Raw genomic sequence first — 18,517 nt, forward strand, 5'->3', positions numbered from 1 at the left:
AGGCCGCAGCGTCAGGCGGCGGCGCGGTCGGACTCCGAGGGGCGTGCGGCGTCGGCGGATGCCGCGGGCACGGCCGCGGCATCCGCCGTCGCGGCGAGCTCGGCTTGCGTGGGGGCGAACACGCGGCGGACCACGGCGTCGAACACCCGGTCGGGCAGGATGCGCCGCAGCCCGACGATCGCCTTCGCGCTGAAGGGCGTGGCGTAGCGGGTGCGCGGCCGCTTGGCGGTCACGGCCGCGGCGATCGTGGCGGCCACGACGTCGGGGCCGGGGGCCGCCGCCGTGGTGTCGGCCGCCTCGAGCACGCGCACGAGCGCGCGGGCCTGGGCGGCGTAGGCGGTCTCGCCCGAGCGGTCGATGGCGCTGCGCCGCGAGATGCCGTTCCACTCGGTGCGGATGGCGCCGGGCTGGATGATCACGACGCGGATGCCGTGCGGCTCGAGCTCGACGCGCATCGAGTCGCTGAGACCCTCGACGGCGAACTTCGTGGCGTGGTACCACGAGCCGAGCGGCTCGTAGATGCGTCCGCCGATCGAGGAGATGTTGACGATCGTGCCCGAGCGGCGCTCGCGCATGCCCGGCAGCACGAGCTGCGTGACGCGGGCGAGCCCGAACACGTTCACCTCGAACTGGCGTCGCGCCTCGTCGATCGGCACGTCCTCGAGGGCGCCGTACGACCCGTAGCCGGCGTTGTTGACGAGCACGTCGATGCGCCCCTGCTCGGTGGTGATGCGGTCGACGGCGCGGCGCACGGACGCGTCATCCGTCACGTCCATCTCGATGGCGTGGCCGCCGGCGTCGACGAGCGGCGACATGCGATCGACGCGGCGGGCGGCGCCGTAGACCGTGAAGCCGCGGCGCAGCAGTTCGATGGCGGTCTGCTCGCCGATGCCCGACGAGGCACCGGTGACCAGGGCGACCTGACGTTCCATGGGACTCTTCCTAACCGATTGGTTACTTACGACCCGACGAGTCTCGCACGTCGCCATCCGCAATGCAACTAACCGGTTATATACTCGTGGGATGGCACGCAACGCTGAGCTCACCCGCGCGAGGATCCTCGAGGCCGCGACCGCCGAGTTCTCGGCGCGCGGCATCGCCGGCGCCCGCGTCGATCGCATCGCCGACGCCGCCGCGTGCAACAAGGCCCTGCTGTACTCCTACTTCGGCAACAAGGAGCAGCTCTTCGACACCGTCTTCGCGGCCCTCGTCGCCCGGCTCGTCTCCGAGAACCCCATCGACGCCGAGCACCTCGACGCCTACGCGGGCACGCTCGTCGACTCCTACCTCGCCAGCCCCGAGCTCGTCCGCCTCGCCCTGTGGGATCGCCTCGAGCGCGGCGGAGCCGGCATGGGCTCCCCCGAGCTGCTGGCGACGGATGCCGCGAAGGTCACCGCCATCGCCGGCGCCCAGGCGTCGGGCGCCGTCTCGACGCGGTTCTCCCCCGCCGAGACGCTCGCGATCGTCACCGTGCTCTCGTCGATCCTCCCGCTGGTGCTCGACGAAGCCTCCGGGTCGCGCGCGCGCGAGGTGGTCACGACGGCGGTCGCCCGCCTGCTCGGCTGACGGTGCCGGGCGGCGTGGCGGCGTATCACGCCGCCCCCTCGGACCGGCATCGGCACGGGGCATGCGAGCGGAACTCGACGAGCGCGGTCGTTCGCATGGTCCGGACGTACGCTGGGGCCGGGACGGGAGGATGCCGCATGGCTGGACACGACGCCCACGGGCACGGGCACCACCAGAGGCGCGGGCACGACCACGACCACGACCACGACCACGAGGATGCCGCCGAGATGTTCGAGCCGGCCGCGTGGGACGAGGTCTACTCGGGCGACGAGGCGCGGTGGAGCGGCGAGCCGAACGCGCAGCTCGTGGCCGAGGCATCCGCCCTGACGCCCGGCACCGCGCTCGACGTCGGCTGCGGCGAGGGCGGCGACGTGATCTGGCTCGCGAAGAACGGATGGCACGCCACCGGCGCCGACTTCTCGGCGAACGGTCTCGCCCGCGCTGCCGAGCACGCCGCCGCAGCCGGCGTCGCCGACCGCACCGACTGGTGGCAAGTCGACGCGCGCACCTTCGACGCCGCGGGCCGCTCATTCGACCTCGTGACGTCGCACTTCCTGCACCCGCCCGACCACGGGATGGCGGACGTCGTGCGCCGCCTGGCCGGCGCGGTCGCGCCCGGCGGGCACCTGCTCGTCGTCGGGCACGCGCCATCCGCTGTCTTCGCGCACCTCGCGGCGAGCCACCACGACGCGCTGTTCCTCGCCGCCGACCTGCTGCCCGGCCTCCCCGACGACTTCGAGGTGCTCGTCGCCGAGCAGCGCCCGCGCACGACCGTGCGCGACGGCGAGCCGATGCAGGTGCACGACGCGACCCTGCTCGCGCGCCGCGCGCGCTGAGCCGCCTCCCCGCCCCGGCCTCACGGCATCTCGTGCAGTATCGGACGCTATCCCGCCTGCCGGATGCCCCGTTCCTGCACGAGATCGCGCCCGGGCCGAACGTCCCGTGAGCAGCGCCCCGGCGGTGGGAGCATCGGCATCGGGCCGCGGCGAGGCGGCACCACGAGTGCGAGGAGTCGCCATGCCCTTCGAACCGACCGGCCCCACCGAGGTCCTGCGGACCACCGCACCGCAGGCGCCGCCGCCCGTCGTGACCTCCGAGTTCGTCGGCGACCTGCACTTCGAGAACGAGTACCCGACCGCAGCGACCGTCGAGAAGCTCTACGACCAACTCGACTTCCAGCGTGGCTGCCAGGTCTTCCTCCGGAATATCACGGCCTCGTCGATGTACTCGTTCCGGGAGGGCCTGCGCCGCGACCTCGGCGTGACGTCGCCGAGCCAGCTGGTCGTCTGGGAGGGCGCGTTCGACGCCCGGTCGCTGCTCCTGACCGCGAACTCCGAGACCGTGTACGGCACGACCTACCTCGACCTGAAGGCCGACGGGCCGACCGTGTGCGAGGTCGCGCCGGGCATGCTCGGGCTCGTCAACGACATGTGGATGCGCGAGGTCGCGAACATCGGTCCCGCCGGCCCGGACCAGGGTCGCGGCGGGCGGTTCCTGTTCGTGCCGCCGGGCTTCGACGGCGAGCTGCCGCCGTTCGGCTTCCACGTCGTGCACTCGCGGACGTACGGCCTGTGGTTCGTGCTCCGCGGCATGCGCACCCCCGACGGGTCGTCGGCCGACGCCGTCGAGCGGCAGCGGCAGACCCGCATCTACCCGCTCTCCGAGTCGGCGAGCCCGCGACCGACGACCGTCGTCGACGCCTCCGGGCGCGACCTCGACACGATCCATCCGGTCGACATCCGGTTCTTCCACGACCTCGCCGCGCTCGTGCGGGAGGAGCACCCGGATGCGGTCGATCCCGAGACCGCCGGCATGCTCGCGGCGATCGGCATCGCCCACGGCCGCGACTTCGAGCCCGACGAGCGGATGACGCGGATCCTCTCGGAAGCGGCGACCGTGGGGTCGGCGATGGCGCTCGCCACTAGCTATCGCACGCGACTCCCGCTGCAGCGCTACGACGACCGCACGTGGATCGAGATCGGCAACACGGGCTACCCGTACTACGAGCTCGACGGCCACACGATGCTCGACGGGCTGAGCCTCGTGGGCTGGTTCGCGACGGGGTCGTCGATCGCGATGGTCACTCCCCCGCCGGGCAAGGGGTCGGCGTACATGTGGACGTTCCACGGCGCCGACGGCGAATGGCTCGACGGGTCGCGGACGTACGAGCTCCGCCTGCCGCCGGGAGTGCCCGCGGCGAACTTCTGGTCGGTCGTCGTGTACGACGTGTGGACGCGGTCGATGCTCGCGAACGGCCAGCCCGCACCGAGCCTCAACAGCTTCGCCGACGTGGATGCCGACGCCGACGGCGCGGTGACGATCACGTTCGGGCCCGAGCCCCCCGCGGATGGCGCCGCGAACTGGATCCGCACCGTGCCGGGCAAGGGCTGGTTCACGATCCTCCGGCTGTACGGCCCGACGCAGGGGTACTTCGACCACACCTGGAAGCCGTCCGACATCACGCCGGCGTGAGCGGGGCCCGGCGCCCAGGGGTTCCGGGCCGCCTGCCCGGTGCGCGCCAGCAGGTTCCAGCCGGGGCCGCCTCCGCGGATGACCTCGCGCCCGGTGACGCCGCGCCGTCGGCTCGATCTCGTGCAGAAACGGTGCCTTCCGCCGGAGGCGAAGGCACCGTTTCTACGCGAGATGGGGTGAGTGGGTGGTCAGGAGGTGTCGGGCGACGGCCGAGATCCACCCTGCGGATCCGGGGGTCAGCCCCATGCCGGGCCTACGGAGGCGTGGCTAGATTCGGCGGCATGACGAAGATCGAGCCTCCTTCCGCCGTCGTCGCCTCGCGAGCGGATGGCGCGACGCCGGCGCCCGCCGGGACGCCTGTGCCGTCCGGCCCCGCACCATCCGGCGTGCGGGCCGGCGCCGCGCCATCATCCGCTCGCCCGCCGGCCCGGCGCCCGCGCCAAGCCGGCGCTCGCATCGGCTGGACGTGGGTGCTGCTCTCATCGCTCGGCATCGCCGCGTTCGCGGTCGTGCCGTACCTGACTGGGCCGCTCAGCGAGTCGGGCGGCGGGCTCGCGGAGTGGTACGACGGGCGGCCGTGGCCGATCCTCGCCGCGCTCTACGCGCACATCATCGGCGGCGGGGTCGCCCTCGTGCTCGGACCGGTGCAGTTCTGGCGCGGGTTCCGCACGCGGCATCCGCTCGCCCATCGCTGGATCGGTCGCACCTACCTCACGTCGGTCGGCATGGCCGCGATCGCCGGCCTGGTGCTCGCACCCGTCAATCAGGCCGGCATCGTCGGGCTGTTCGGCTTCGGGGCGCTCGGGGTGCTCTGGCTCGTCACCGGGTGGCGGGCGTACCGCGCGATCCGGGCGCGGGATGTCGCGAGCCACCGCGCCTGGATGATGCGCAACTTCTCGCTCACGTATGCGGCGGTGACGCTGCGGATCTGGCTGCCGCTGCTCATCTTCGCGCAGGTGCCGCTCGCCGGGCCGGGCGGGTTCGACGCGGATGCCGCGTTCGCGAACGCATACGCGGTCGTGCCGTTCCTGTCGTGGCTGCCGAACCTCGTGGTCGCCGAGTGGCTGATCCGTCGGCGCGGGCTGCCGGCGTACCGGCTCGCGGTGACCTGATCTCGTCGTGACCTGATCTCGTGCAGAAACGGTGCCTTTCGCCGGAGGCGAAGGCACCGTTTCTGCACGGAATGGGGTGGGTGGGTGGGTGGTGTCAGGCGGCGTCGGGGAGCGACACCGTCGCGTTGGGCACGGATGCCACGACGAACGCGCCGTCGGCGGCATCCACCCGCACCGCCTCGCCGTCGCCGAGGGCGCCGGTGACGAAGAGGTCGGCGATGCGGTCGTCGATCTCGCGCTGGATCAGGCGACGCAGCGGGCGGGCACCGTACTCGGGCTCGTAGCCGCGCTCCGCCAGGAGCGCCACCGCGGCATCCGTCACCTCGAAGCCGATCTCGCGCGCGGCCAGCCGCGACGAGGTCGCACCCAGCATCAGGCGCACGATCTCGGCGATCTCGGCCGACGAGAGCTTCTGGAACAGCACGATCTCGTCGATGCGGTTCAGGAACTCCGGCCGCATGGCCTCGCGCACCTTGCCCATGACGCGCTGGCGCACGTCGTCCATCGACGAGAAGCCGTTGGCCGCAGCATCCGCCGACGCCACGAACCCGAGCGCACCCGACCGCGACGCGAGGAACTCCGAACCGAGGTTCGAGGTCATGATGACCACCGTGTTGCGGAAGTCGACCGTGCGACCCTGGCCGTCGGTCAGGCGTCCGTCGTCGAGCACCTGCAGCAGCAGGTTGAACACGTCGGGGTGCGCCTTCTCGATCTCGTCGAACAGCACGATCGAGTACGGGTTGCGCCGCACGCGCTCGGTGAGCTGGCCGGCCTCGTCGTAGCCGACGTATCCGGGAGGGGCGCCGACGAGCCGCGACACGGTGTGCCGCTCGCCGAACTCGCTCATGTCGAAGCGGATGATCGCGCCCTCGTCGTCGAACAGCGACGACGCCAGCGCACGCGCCAGCTCGGTCTTGCCGACGCCGGTCGGTCCGAGGAACAGGAACGACCCGACGGGCCGCTTCGCGTCGCCCATGCCGGTGCGGTTGCGCCGCACCGAGCGGGAGACGGCGGTGACCGCGTCATCCTGCCCGATGACCCGGGCGTGCAGCTCGCCCTCGAGGTTCGCGAGACGCTCGCGCTCGCCCTCGGTGACCCGATTGACCGGGATGCCGGTGGCCCGCGAGATCACCGCGGCGATCTGCGCCTCGTCGATGACGGTCGAGGTCGCGGCCGCGCCATCCGCCGAAGACGAAGCGGATGCCACGGCACGACCCTGCTCCGCCGCCTTCGACGTCGCCTCGTCGAGCCGCTCCTGCACCTTCGAGATCTCGTCGCGCATGCGCGACGCCTCCTCGTAGTGCTCGGCGCGGACGGCCGCGTTCTTGTCGGCCTCCAGGTCGGCGAGGCGCGAGATGAGCCCCGAGACATCCACCTTCACGCCCAGCTTCAGGCGCAGGCGCGCGCCGGCCTGGTCGATGAGGTCGATGGCCTTGTCTGGCAGCACGCGGTCGGTGAGGTACCGGGCGCTGAGCTCGACGGCGGCGCGGAGGGCATCGTCGGTGTAGGTGACGCCGTGGTGCTCCTCGTACGCGGGGCGCAGGCCCTGCAGGATCAGCACGGAGTCCTCGATCGAGGGCTCCCCCACGCGAACCGGCTGGAACCGGCGCTCGAGCGCGGGGTCCTTCTCGATGGTGCGGTACTCCTTGAGCGTGGTCGCGCCCACGAGGTGCAGCTCGCCGCGGGCGAGGCGGGGCTTCAGGATGTTGCCCGCGTCCATGCCCTCACCGGCACCGCCGGCGCCGACGACGGAGTGCACCTCGTCGACGAAGACGATCAGCTCGCCCTTGTTGGCGGCGATCTCCTCCATCGTCTTGGTGAGGCGCTCCTCGAAGTCGCCGCGGTAGCGGGTGCCGGCGAGCATGCCGGGCAGGTCGAGTGCGACGACCCGCTTGCCGAGCAGCGCCTCGGGCACGTTCTCCTCGACGATCGCGCGGGCCAGGCCCTCGACGATCGCGGTCTTGCCGACGCCGGCCTCGCCGATCAGCACGGGGTTGTTCTTCGTGCGGCGGCTGAGGATCTCGATGGTCTGCTCGATCTCGTCGGTGCGCCCGATCACGGGGTCGAGTTCGCCGTTCGCGGCCCGCTCGGTGAGGTCGAGGCCGAACTTGTCGAGCATGGGGGTGGCGGATGCCGCGGCATCCGTCTGCTCGCCCATGCCGGCGGTCTCGGGGCTGACGGACGCGTCGGATGCCACGTGCTCGCCCAGTCCGGCCGCGAGCGCGTCGGCGGTGACGCCGGCGCGCGCGAGCACCTGCCCGGCGGGGGCGTCCTGCCCGAGCACGAGCGCGAAGAAGAGGTGCTCGGGGTCGATGTACGTCGACCCGCTCGAGCGTGCGACCTGGTACGCGTGGAACAGCGCGCGGCTCGCTGACGGGGTGATGGTCGCCGCGTTGGCGTCGGCGGTGTCGGATGCCGCGGGCAGCCGCGCCTCGGTCGCCGTGATGATGCGCTCGGGGCTCGCGCCGACGCGCGTGATCGCCTGCGCGACGGACTCGTCCTCGACGATGACGCGCAGGATGTGCAGCGCGTCAAGCTCGGTCTGTCCGCGCTCGAGCGCGAAGCGTCCGGCACGCTGCAGGATGCTCTGGGTGCGCGAGGTCAGGAACCGGCTGAGGTCGATCGACCGCGCCTGCCTGGCCTGCTCACCCGCGAGGTAGCGGCTCAGGAACTCGTCGAACGAGCTCGAGCCGGCCTCGTTGAAGTCGTCTGGCACCTAGGTCCTCCTGGGGGAACTTGAGTTGGGTACGCTCAAGTTCAACGCGACGGGGCCTTGGGTATTCCCGACATGTCGAGTCCGTGGGCCTCGCAAATAGGGAACCCAGTTCGAGTTCGGCGTGGAGGCGGGGTCGACCCATGCAATCGCGGTCCACGGCGCCACAGCAATTCCACGGCGCTCGCGAACAGCGGCGGTCCCGCGCCTCCTTGGCCGCAGCTGGCTCCCGCAGGCAAGCTCGCAAGTGTGTCCGCTTCTTTGGACCAATCGAGTCACGTTGACCACTCACAAGAATGGTGAAGTCACTGTCGCCTCTCCCTGACCGTGCTCGACGCCTCGAGCTCTCGCCAAGCGGGGACAAGTGCGGTCATCATCGCGGCGAAGGTCTTGCCGTGGGAGCGGTACCGCAGGTGAAGGAGCTCATGGACGACGACGTAGTCCTGGAACTCCTCAGGCATGTCGACGAGGTCTCCAGCCAGCGTGATGACACCATCGGGCGCGCACGAACCCCACTTGGTCTCCAGCTCCGTGATCACGACCTGAGTGGGGTTCACGCGTATCTTCGTCGCCCAGGCCATAACCTTGCGGGTGAGCACCTGGTCAGCGGTAAGGATCAACTTGGGCCGGGCCATTAGACCTTCTCCAGAACGTTCATTACGTTCTCGATGATCTCGTTGCACGCCTTCGCCGGAACCTTGTTGTCCAGCAGCGGCCTGTAGAGGCCACTACGGAGGCGGCGGCGCTCGTCCGGGTTCTGCTTCCAGTGCGGGAACTGGTCGACCTCGATCTCGATGGTCGTCGCGATGTGCTGGATGTCTACCTTGAGCCCGCTCAATGCCGGCTCTGCGCTCAGCGCGGCGTAGACGCCAAAGGCTCGATCGGACAGTCCAGCCTGCTTCGCGAACTCACGCAGCCGATCCTTCTCCTCAGCAATGGCCTTGAGTTCGTCGAGAGCGGCCAGACCGGTGACCCTGCGTTCTTCGAGGTTCTCAATAACGCGGTCTGCCTTGTCCCTGATGCTCTGGAGCACGACGGCAGCTGCGGGGTTGTCCTCCATTTCCTTCCGCAGGCCGCGCAGGAGGTTGTAGACCTTTTCCTCCGGCGGGCCGTCGTCGTTCCCCAGCGCCTCCAACGTGTCGACGTCGAAAGTAGCGACCTTGGTGAATCGCCCGAGGCCCTCCTGCGTCGCGCTCTCCTCGATCAGCCGCTTCGTCTTGTGCTCCAGGTCGGCGGTGAAGCCACCGGCGTCCGAATAGGCGTTGCGCACAGCGGCGTAGAGCACGGAGAGTCGCTTGTACGTTGCGATGTGGTCTCGCAACTCTGCTGACGGCGAGAGGATCTCCCACAGCGACTCGATGTCGCGGTAGGCGTCGAAGAACTCCTTGCGCGCTTGTTCGGTGAGGAACTTGCCGTAGACGAGGCTCTCCAACTGCTTATCCGCGCCCTGGCCGCTCTTGACCTGAAGATACTCGGTCGAGGCCGCGTCGATCTTCACGAGGAGGTCGGCCATCAGGACGTCGAGGTCTTCCAACGCGCCCTCGACATCAGCCGAGTCGAAGCGCAAAGCCTTGTGCAGTTCTTTGAGGATGCCAACGAAGTCGACGACAAGTCCAACCTTCTTCTGCACACCGTCGCTATCGACGTAGGGACGATTCACGCGCGCAAGCGCCTGGAGGAGCACGTGGTCGCGCATCGGCTTATCGAGGTACATCGCGTACAGCACGGGTGCGTCGTAGCCCGTCAGCAGCTTGTCCGTCACGATGAGGATCTTGGGCTGCTGGTCTGCCTTCTTGAACTGGCGGCGCACCTCCTTCTCGCGGTCGTCCGAGAGTTGAAGTTCGTGAACGTCCGGCCGCTCGACGACGTCGTTGGCGTTCTTGCTGTAAACGACCTCGGACCATTCAGGGGGCAGCAGCTCATCGAGGGCACGCTTGTACTTGGCGCACGTCTCCCGGTCGACGGCAACAAGAAATGCCTTGTACCCCAAGGGGTTGACGTTCTCTCGGAAGTGGTTGGCGACGAACTCGGCCACCTGCTTCACGCGGCTGTCCGCACCGAGGAAGGTACGTAGCCCGACCGCCCGCTGGAGCACCTTGTTGAGCTCCTCGACGTCGGTGACGTCCTCGTCATGGGCTAGCGCGTAGAACTGTTCGTCGAGATCCTCGGGCTCCATCGACATAGTCGAGGGAGCGAGCATGTACTTGATCGGCAACGTCGTCTCGTCGTCGATGGACTCGATGATCGAGTACTTGTGCAGATAACCCTGCTCGTCCTGGGCGCCGAAGATCTGGAACGATCCGGACCCACCGCCTTGAGTGCCCCCAACTGGGGTTCCGGTGAAGCCGATGATGGTGGAGTTCGGCACGGCGGCCATGAGGTAGGACCCGAGGTCGGCAGCTACCGATCGGTGAGCCTCGTCGATGAAGACGAAGATGTTGTCCCGGTCAGAGCTGTCCTTCCGGATCGTCTCGAACTTATGGATCATCGAGACCACGAGCCCTCGGAAGTCTGAGTCGAAGATGTCCTGCAGGTCGTCCCTGCTGTTGGCCCGCCGGACGGGGATGTCATTGGCCTGCATCTCACCAAGGAGTCTGTCGACCCACTCCTTAAGCTGGCCCTCCAGTTCAGTGCGGTCGACGACAAGGACGACGGTCGCGTTCTGGAACCGGTCCTTCTGGCTCAGGATCAGCTGGGCGGCAGTAAGCAAGGTGAAGGTCTTGCCCGAGCCCTGGGTGTGCCAGATCAGCCCACGGTTTTTCGTCGAGTCGGCGCAGCGTTCGACCACGGCGTCGACAGCCCCGCGCTGGTGCTCGCGGAGGACAGACTTCCGGGTCTCGCCGTCCTCGACGTAGAAGAGCACCCACTCCCGCAACGTGCGCAGGAACTCATGCGGCTCGAAAAACGCCTGAACCGCGTCACGGTAGGACTCATCACTCGTGTGCTTCCACTTGAAGAGCATGCGGCGATTGACGTTCCAGGTGACCCCGTACCAGTAGTCGATCAGGTGGGTCTCGTTGTGGAGCTGCGCCTGAGTGAGGAGCTCGGGCGTCTCCTTCTCGTAGCGCCGAAGCTGGGTGACCGCCTTCGTCAGAGCGTCACGATCCTTCGGGTTCTTGTGTTCGACGATTGTCACCGGGATGCCGTTGACGACGAACATGACATCCGCGCGGTTGCCCTTGGCGCGTGCCGGCGGCTCAACCTTCCACTCCCAGGTGACGTGCAGCGCGTTCTGGTCCGGGAAGACGTAGTCGACGACCTTTACCGGGCGCTGTCGCTGCTCGTCCTCGTCGTTCCACTGTCGCTCTCCGCGCAGCCATCGCAGCACCTCGCGGTTGCCCTCGATCGTCGCCGGGAGCGCCTCGATACGCTCGACGATCGCCCGGGCCTGATCCTCGGTCAGCCATGGGTTGAACTCTCGGAGCTTGTCCTCCAACACCTCGGGGAACAGCATGTTCGCCCGACCGCGCCGCATCCCCTCCGCTTCCTCGGGAGTGAGTTGTTCCCAACCGATAGCCGAGGCGTGCTTCACCATCGGGAACTGCACCGATTTGGCCTCGGAGATCTTGATCTGACTCATGCGGCGCTCTCCTCAGTCGTCGACAGGGCGCTCAGGTTGAGATTCTCCACCGAAACGTCGCCGGTCATCAGCTCATGCAACAGCGACTTGAAGAGCTGTTCGAGCACCTCGCCCTTGCGGCGGTGCAGCCCGATCTTTCGCTCGAGCGCGTCAAGGATCGATGCAATCTCGTCCTGCTCCTCGCGCGCAGGTCGCGGAATGCACGTCCTTGAGAGCTCCTCGCGATTCACCTTGGGGATGCCGGTCCGCATTTGATTGGGAACCACTTGATCCAGAAAACCTGTGGACAGGAGGAAATGGAATAGGTAGCGCGCATTGAAGCCACGATCAGGTGTAAGAGGGTACATGTCTGCACTGCAGAGCCCCGGGAACGACGGCATCGCCACCTTGTTTAGGTAGGGACGAATCTTCGAGTACACGATTTGGCCGGGCGTAAACAGGTACTTCCCACTGATGAGCCCCAATTCCGCTGCGGTCTTGCAACCGCTCACAAATCCCGAACTCTGTTCGATGTTGTCCGGCCCAAGATGAAGCATCTCGGCATAGGGGTCCTCGCGGGGGTCCACCAGCCCCTTCGCAACCTCGAAAGCAGAATCGAACGGCACGAGATCCCAATTCTCGGGGATCGCGCCGATCTCCGTCTCCCTCTGCGCCTCCCCCCGCAGTCCTCGCGAAAACAACTGGTGCATCGCTGCAGCCCTTGCTTGCTCAAGCAATGCAGCCAGTTCTTGCTGAAGCACAAGCGCACGCTCGACACGACCCAAGAGTGCGGCGATCGACCGCTGAACTGCCTCATCCGGCGGATACGAGACTTCCTTCTCCTTCAGGATGGTGAAGTGACGGTTGTAGCCCCGAGGCGGCAGGTCGATCGCACGGCAAGCGTAGAAGAAGAACAACGGGTCGATCTCGTCGATCGGGCGAAGTAGTTGGGTGCCGTCAGCTCCTCGGGCGAAGGGCCGGTCCAGGTACTTGAAGGTTCGGCTATGGTCCCCGAACACGATTATCGGCAGTGGGGCATCGATGACCGCATCAAGCGAATCGGTCCATCCGGCGACGGGCGCTTGGCCCTGGTCCACGATCGGATAGGCGCCTGCCTTCTTGTAGTCCTTCGTCTGGATCTTCGCTTTCCCAGTGACGGACACCGGCACGATGGACTCTCCGACTGTTGCCGTCTTCCACCCTGCGTTCATCGCTCGGCACCAGTCACAGCGAGCGGTTGCAGCAACTCCAGCAACTCCGTGGTCAGATTGGCGTCCTCGGTCGCCAATGCACTGAGCTTCGCCAGCAGCTCCGGAATTTCAGCGTGAGCTGTCGCATCCGCTTGAAGTACCCACTTGCTCGGGCTGAGGTTGTAGTCCGCATCTGCGGCCCGCTGGAGGTCGATGAGTGCGACCTCACCGTCCACAGACTCGCCCGAGTTGAAAAGCCTTGCGAGATCGGTGACATCCTCGTCAGCGAGGTGGTTCTTGGGCTTCCCTTTCGTGAAGCGCTTGCTGGCGTTGACGAGCGTGATCCTGCCCTTCTTGGACTCGGGCTTGCGCTTGTTGAGCACCACGATCACGCCCGCGGCGGTGGTGTTGTAGAAGAGGTTGTCCGGCATGAGGATGACACCCTCAATGAGGTCTTGGTCGACGAACCACTTGCGAATGTTGCGTTCCTTGTCCTCGTTCTTCGAGCCGGAGCCGCGAGTGACAGCGCCGGTGTCGAGAACCACCGCGGCACGCCCTCCGTCCTTGAGGACCGAAAGGGTGTGCTGCAGCCAGGCCCAGTCACCCTTACCCGAAGTCGCACCACCGTTCTTGATGAAACGGTCGTAGGGGTCGTCCTCGAAGATGCTCGCGCCAAAGGGCTGGTTCCACATCGGATTGGCGACAACGAGGTCGAACTGGTCGAGTGAGCCTGAGTGCGTACGGAACTTCGGATTGATCATGGTGTCGCCCCGTCGGAGGTCGACGTCCATGTCGTGGATGATTGCGTTCATCCGCGCGACCGCATAGCTCTCGGCCTGGAGCTCCTGCCCGTAGAGCTTCAGCGGCACCTTCGCGGTCGGATCGAGCTCGTTGGCGACGAGCTGGAGTTTGATGAGGAGCCCGGCCGATCCGCAGGCGTAGTCGTGGCAGGTCTGGCCGGGCTTCGGCCGCAAGATCCGGGCCATCAGGAAGCCGACCTCGGTCGGCGTGAAGAACTCGCCCGCGCTCTGGCCGGACCCCTCGGCGAATTTGCGGAGGAGGTACTCGTAGGCACGACCGAGGAAATCTGGTTGCACATCGGCGAGGCCGAGTCGGTAGCGCGGATCCGAGAAGGTCTCGACGACACCGTTGAGCTTGGCAGGGTTGATGTCTCGCTCGCCGTTGCGCTCGGCCGCGAAGTCGACGACGTCGATGACGCCTGCCAGCGTCGGGTTGTAGCGAACCACCGCACGCACCGCCTTGGTCAAGTGCTCTCCGATGTCGCGGGGGCGGGTCGCGCGACCGCGCTCGTCGTTCGGCCAGTTGTGCTGGGAGCGGCCACTGATGACTGCCCATCGAGACTCGGGCGGGAGGTAGAAGCGGAGGAGACTGTGGTCGTTGTCGGCGATCTCGATAGCGACCTCGCGGTCGCCGTACTCCTCGGCGAGGCGGTCGATCTCGTCGTCGAAGACATCGGATAGGCGCTTCAGGAACAGCAGAGGGAGCAGGTAGTCCTTGAACTTCGGCGCGTCCTTCTCGCCGCGAATCGAGCAGGCAGCGTCCCAGAGCATCTGCTCCATCGGCTTGGTGGTCGGCGTCGCCGACTTGGCTTGACGGCCACGACGACGGGTTAGAACCGGGCCGCTGGCGATCAGCGCATCGCCGGCCTCAACTCCGGCCTGTTCGGCCAACGCCCCGATCCTGGCCAGCTGGGCCCTCTGCGGCTTGTTGGCGCCACCTTCCCACCTGTTGACCGTGGCGAACGAGACGCCAAGACGCTCGGCCAGCTCGGCCTGGGTCAGATCGAGTGCGGCACGGATCGTCTGGAGTAGCAGAGGAACAGTTGGCGCTTCTGTCATGTCTGTTATATTTGCACAGTGATCTAGCAAATGCAATCATGTGGTGGTGACACATATGAAGTTCAAGATCAGAGAGGGAGCAACCGCGGCGGGCGCGCGTGTCGTTGGCGCATGCGAGGTTGGGTTCTAGGGCGGATAGACAGGGGTTCGAGTGAATTTGGAGCATGACAATTCGGGGAAGCATCGACGCGTGCTTACCATCGACGGCGGAGGTATCAAGGGCGTGTTCCCCGCTGCCTTTCTTGCTGATCTGGAAAGCGAACTCGACCAGCCGCTGGCGTCCTACTTCGATCTGATCGTAGGCACTTCCACAGGTGGCATCATCGCCCTAGCACTCGGTCTCGGCATCCCAGCGTCGGACATCCTCCGCTTCTACGAGGAAAAGGGCCCGGCGATCTTCAAAGGCAGCAAGCGCCTCGGACCGCTTCGCCAACTCGTCACGGCCAAGTACGACCCCGCCCCGCTGAAGGCAGCGCTGACTGAAGTGTTCGGCGATCGGCGAGTCGGCGAGAGCACCACGCGGTTGGTCATCCCGGCTCTCAACCTCTCGACAGGCGAGGTCAACGTCTTCAAGACCGCCCATCACGAGCGGTTCGAGCGCGACTACAAGCTTCCGGCCGTCGACGTGGCGATGGCGACGGCTGCCGCACCGACCTACTTCCCGACGCATCGCCTTAACAACGGGGTTCCACTGGTGGACGGCGGCATGTGGGCCAACAACCCGATGGGGACGGCGGCAGTGGAGGCGATCGGGCTCCTCGAGTGGAACAAGGGGAATGTTGAGCTCCTCGGTGTCGGCTGCACGGAGGCGCCCGCCAACTTCCAGGCAAGTCGAGATCGCCGTCATGGGCTCGCCAACTACTGGGCAAAGCGCATCGTGAAGGTGTTCATGTCGGGACAGTCATCCTCGTCGATCGGATCGGCGATGCTGTTGCTTGGTCACGGCCACGTCGTGCGCGTCTCTCCCGTCGTTGATGAGCGGCAGTACCAGTTGGACGGCGTGGAAGGAATCCCGGAGCTCCGCGCGCTTGGTGCTGACCAGGCGCGCACACAGCTGCCGTTTCTACGCGCCCGATTCTTCTCGGCGAGCGCGGCGCCGTTTGTACCGGTTCGGGCTCTCGAGAAGGAGGCGGTGGCACGATGAAGCTGATCAAGCACTTTGACGCGTTCCTCGTCAACAAGGTCAACCTCGGCGATCGCCGCATCAAGCAGCTCGACGAACGCGTCACGGCCATCACGAACTTCGTCCAGGCGGGCGACGATGCCTTCGCGACGAACTTCATCGACATCCTTCCGCAGGGCAGCTACGCCCACCGCACGATTATCAATCCGGTGCGCGCCAACGACGAGTTCGACGCCGACCTCCTGCTCGAGATGGACGAGGTAGACGACTGGGAGGCCGAGGACTACGTCCAGGAGCTGTACACGGTCTTCCGTGACAGCTCGACGTATCGGAACATGGTCAGCCGGCATGACCGCTGCATCCGGATCGACTACGCCAACGAGTTCCACATCGACCTGGTGCCGTACATGGAACGGCACAACGCCCACTACATCACCAACCGGGTCGAGAACCAGTTCGAGCTGACGAACCCCGAGGGTTACAACAAGTGGCTCGACGAGCAGAACGGTCTCGCGAGCGGCCGTCTCGTCAAGGTCATCCGTCTCGTGAAGTACCTGCGCGATTTCAAGGACACGTTCAGCTGCAAGTCCGTCATCCTGTCCATCCTGCTCGGCAACAGTGTCAGTGACACCGCTGCATGGGGCGACGACTCGCAGTACTCCGACGTACCGACCGCATTGAGAAGCATCGTCGGTGCGCTCGACGATTACCTGCAGGACAACGAACTGATGCCGAGCATCGACGACCCGAGCGAGCCGACCGAGAACTACAACCACCGCTGGGATCAGGACCAGTACGCCAACTTCCGCACCAAGATTCACGTATACCGCGGCTGGATCGATGAGGCGTATCTGGAAGAGGATCCTGAGGAGTCCAAGGTCAAGTGGCGTCGACTCTTCGGCGACAAGTTCGGCACCTACGACACGGCCGTCAAGAAGGCATCCGAAGCGCACCTCGGTGTCGAGGGTGTCCGCAACACAGACGAGACGATCACTGATCGCTGGGGCATCCCGATCCGCCTCGATGCGCGCTATCGCGTGAACCTGACTGGTCGCGTTGCGAAGCGGCGGGGCTTTCGGGATTACGAGCTCAGCCGGTACGGGAACGTAGTGCCCGTGAAGTCAGACATCAAGTTCAGCGTCCGGCACAACGTGCCGGGGTCGGTTGAGGTCTACTGGAAGGTGCGCAATACCGGCGAGGAAGCGATCCGCGCCGATTGCATCCGAGGGCAAGTCGTGAAGGACAACGGGACGCTGACTCGGACGGAGCCGACCTCATACCGCGGACGCCACTACGTTGAGGTGTATGTCGTAAAGGACGGCACTTGCGTCGCGATCAACCGGCAGGAGGTCCGCATCAAATAGCGGTCTAGACAGGGCCCTAGTGTCGTTCCAACCACTCGGCCCCCGTGTCGATGACGGTCCGCCAGCGGACGTCCATGCTTCGAATCCAGCTCGCATTCACCGCGTGGCCGACGGTGTCGTCGAGATCCAGCTCGGCGTCGACCCGGGTGCACGAGACGAACCCGACGCCCTCCGCCCGACGAGACGGTTCCGGCATCCGCTTCGGTCTCACCGGTCAGCACGCCGAGCAGCGTCGATTTGCCCGACCGTTCGAGCCGAGCACCGCGACTCAGCGCCCCGGCGGCGCCGTCGACGCCCGCGGGATCAGGGTCGGCAGCGCCATCCGGATCCCCCGCTCCCCCTCCTCCGGCGACAGCAGCAGCTGGAGCGCCGTCGAGGCGATCTGCTCGAAGGGCGTCCGGACAGAAGACAGCGCCACCGGCAGCCGCGACACCAGCGGGATGTCGTTGTAGCCGACGATCGAGAGGTCGGCGCCGATGCGCAGCCCCAGCCCGCTCGCCGCGGTCATCACGCCGATCGCCAGGTTGTCGTTCGCCGCGAACACCGCGGTCGGCCGGTCGGGGCGGTCGAGCAGGCGCATGCCCGCCTCGATCCCGTCGTCGACGCCGTACCCGACCGAGAGCATGCGGGCGTCGTCGATCGGGAGCCCGGCCTCGCGGAGGGCGCGCTCCGCGCCGGCACGGCGATCGCGGGCGCTCGAGGTGAACCAGGGTCCGGTCACCATCCCGATGTCGCGGTGCCCGAGGTCGATCAGGTGGCGGGTCGCGAGGTATCCCCCGGTCTCGTCGTCGCCGAGCGATGAGGGGCTGATGCGGTCGGTGCGGAGCACGAGGTCGTGGGAGATGTCGCGGGCGCGCAGCGACGCCGGGAGCTCGTCGTCGAGGCGGGCGGTCGCGAGGATCACGCCGTCGACGTTGCGATCGAGGAGGGTCTCGGTGGCGCGGCGCTCGTGGTCGGGTTCGTCGCCGCAGGTCGCGACCACGGCGAAGTAGCCGCGTCGGCCCGCGGCCTCCTCGATCGCCTGGAACATGAGCGCCATCACGGTGTCGGTCAGGCGCGGGACGAGCACGCCGATCGTCGCCGTCGCCCCGCGCCGGAGGCTCGACGCGAACACGTTGCGGCGGCAGTTGCTGAGTGGAGGCCGATACCGCCGCTACGCTCGCCCCATGCCCGCCGCGATCGCCCTGACCGTCATCCTCGCGCTGCTGGCGGTGTTCCAGCTCGCCCTCGCGCTCGGCGCACCGATCGGCAGGTTCGCGTGGGGCGGTGCCCACCGCGTGCTGCCGGCCAGGCTCCGTATCGGCAGCCTGGTGTCGATCGTCATGTACGCCGTCATCGCCGTGCTCGCGCTCGACCGCGTCAACCTGATCGACGTGGTGCCCGACGCCGTCTCCGCGGTGGGCATGTGGATCGTGTTCGGGTACTTCGTGCTCGGCATCCCGCTCAACGCGATCTCGCGGAGCAAGCCGGAGCGATACACGATGACGCCGGTCGTGGCCGTGCTGGCGGTGCTGAGCCTGCTGGTCGCGCTGAGCTGAGCGGCCGGTGCCGTTGCGCCA

General features: G+C 67.1%; 15 protein-coding genes. 7 read left to right on the plus strand and 8 right to left on the minus strand.

Annotated features, from left to right (window positions below; translation table 11 throughout):
* Window positions 1-11: 11 nt before the first annotated feature.
* Window positions 12-932, minus strand: a complete 921-nt coding sequence (locus tag ACUY4T_RS02980) for an oxidoreductase (RefSeq protein WP_446017416.1) — start codon at window positions 930-932, stop codon at window positions 12-14.
* A gap of 91 nt (window positions 933-1,023) precedes the next feature.
* On the opposite strand from ACUY4T_RS02980, the gene ACUY4T_RS02985 reads away from it, so the two are divergent.
* From ACUY4T_RS02985 to ACUY4T_RS03000, 4 genes are all read left to right on the plus strand, one after another.
* Window positions 1,024-1,566: a TetR/AcrR family transcriptional regulator gene (locus tag ACUY4T_RS02985; RefSeq protein ID WP_446017417.1), complete on the plus strand. Its 543-nt coding sequence runs from the start codon at window positions 1,024-1,026 to the stop codon at window positions 1,564-1,566.
* Window positions 1,567-1,703: 137 nt separating this feature from the next.
* The gene (locus ACUY4T_RS02990) at window positions 1,704-2,402 is read left to right on the plus strand and encodes a class I SAM-dependent methyltransferase (RefSeq protein ID WP_446017418.1); all 699 of its coding nucleotides are present in this window, start codon (window positions 1,704-1,706) and stop codon (window positions 2,400-2,402) included.
* A 181-nt stretch (window positions 2,403-2,583) separates the two neighbouring features.
* A complete protein-coding gene (locus ACUY4T_RS02995) occupies window positions 2,584-4,038 on the plus strand; it encodes a DUF1254 domain-containing protein (protein WP_446017419.1) in 1,455 nt (484 codons plus the stop codon).
* Between the two features lie 470 nt (window positions 4,039-4,508).
* Window positions 4,509-5,150 (plus strand): DUF2306 domain-containing protein, encoded by a 642-nt coding sequence (locus tag ACUY4T_RS03000; RefSeq protein WP_446017420.1) that lies wholly within the window; start codon window positions 4,509-4,511, stop codon window positions 5,148-5,150.
* A 94-nt stretch (window positions 5,151-5,244) separates the two neighbouring features.
* Here the strand turns inward: ACUY4T_RS03000 and ACUY4T_RS03005 are convergent, their stop codons facing one another.
* From ACUY4T_RS03005 to ACUY4T_RS03025, 5 genes are all read right to left on the minus strand, one after another.
* On the minus strand, window positions 5,245-7,866 hold the full coding sequence (locus ACUY4T_RS03005) for an ATP-dependent Clp protease ATP-binding subunit (RefSeq protein ID WP_446017421.1): 2,622 nt from the start codon (window positions 7,864-7,866) through the stop codon (window positions 5,245-5,247).
* A 302-nt stretch (window positions 7,867-8,168) separates the two neighbouring features.
* The gene (locus ACUY4T_RS03010; protein ID WP_446017422.1) at window positions 8,169-8,498 is read right to left on the minus strand and encodes a M48 metallopeptidase family protein; all 330 of its coding nucleotides are present in this window, start codon (window positions 8,496-8,498) and stop codon (window positions 8,169-8,171) included.
* The gene (locus tag ACUY4T_RS03015; protein WP_446017423.1) at window positions 8,498-11,443 is read right to left on the minus strand and encodes a type I restriction endonuclease subunit R; all 2,946 of its coding nucleotides are present in this window, start codon (window positions 11,441-11,443) and stop codon (window positions 8,498-8,500) included. Before ACUY4T_RS03015 ends, ACUY4T_RS03010 begins: the two co-directional genes overlap by 1 nt.
* Window positions 11,440-12,591 (minus strand): restriction endonuclease subunit S, encoded by a 1,152-nt coding sequence (locus tag ACUY4T_RS03020; RefSeq protein WP_446017424.1) that lies wholly within the window; start codon window positions 12,589-12,591, stop codon window positions 11,440-11,442. Before ACUY4T_RS03020 ends, ACUY4T_RS03015 begins: the two co-directional genes overlap by 4 nt.
* Window positions 12,592-12,629: 38 nt before the next feature.
* Window positions 12,630-14,471 (minus strand): N-6 DNA methylase, encoded by a 1,842-nt coding sequence (locus tag ACUY4T_RS03025; protein WP_446017425.1) that lies wholly within the window; start codon window positions 14,469-14,471, stop codon window positions 12,630-12,632.
* A 190-nt stretch (window positions 14,472-14,661) separates the two neighbouring features.
* On the opposite strand from ACUY4T_RS03025, the gene ACUY4T_RS03030 reads away from it, so the two are divergent.
* Window positions 14,662-15,615: a CBASS cGAMP-activated phospholipase gene (locus ACUY4T_RS03030; RefSeq protein WP_446017426.1), complete on the plus strand. Its 954-nt coding sequence runs from the start codon at window positions 14,662-14,664 to the stop codon at window positions 15,613-15,615.
* Window positions 15,612-16,958, plus strand: a complete 1,347-nt coding sequence (locus tag ACUY4T_RS03035; RefSeq protein WP_446017427.1) for an SMODS domain-containing nucleotidyltransferase — start codon at window positions 15,612-15,614, stop codon at window positions 16,956-16,958. The genes ACUY4T_RS03030 and ACUY4T_RS03035 overlap by 4 nt, the downstream gene beginning before the upstream one ends.
* Window positions 16,959-16,974: 16 nt before the next feature.
* On the opposite strand, the gene ACUY4T_RS03040 is transcribed toward ACUY4T_RS03035, so the two are convergent.
* Window positions 16,975-17,154, minus strand: coding sequence for a hypothetical protein (locus ACUY4T_RS03040; RefSeq protein ID WP_446017428.1), 180 nt, complete (start codon window positions 17,152-17,154; stop codon window positions 16,975-16,977).
* A gap of 72 nt (window positions 17,155-17,226) precedes the next feature.
* Complete coding sequence (locus ACUY4T_RS03045) at window positions 17,227-18,072, minus strand: substrate-binding domain-containing protein (protein WP_446017429.1); 846 nt, start codon at window positions 18,070-18,072, stop codon at window positions 17,227-17,229.
* 52 nt (window positions 18,073-18,124) lie between these two features.
* On the opposite strand from ACUY4T_RS03045, the gene ACUY4T_RS03050 reads away from it, so the two are divergent.
* Window positions 18,125-18,496, plus strand: a complete 372-nt coding sequence (locus ACUY4T_RS03050; RefSeq protein ID WP_446017430.1) for a 6TM ABC transporter family protein — start codon at window positions 18,125-18,127, stop codon at window positions 18,494-18,496.
* Window positions 18,497-18,517: the final 21 nt, after the last annotated feature.

It is taken from the genome of Agromyces arachidis (assembly GCF_052805135.1).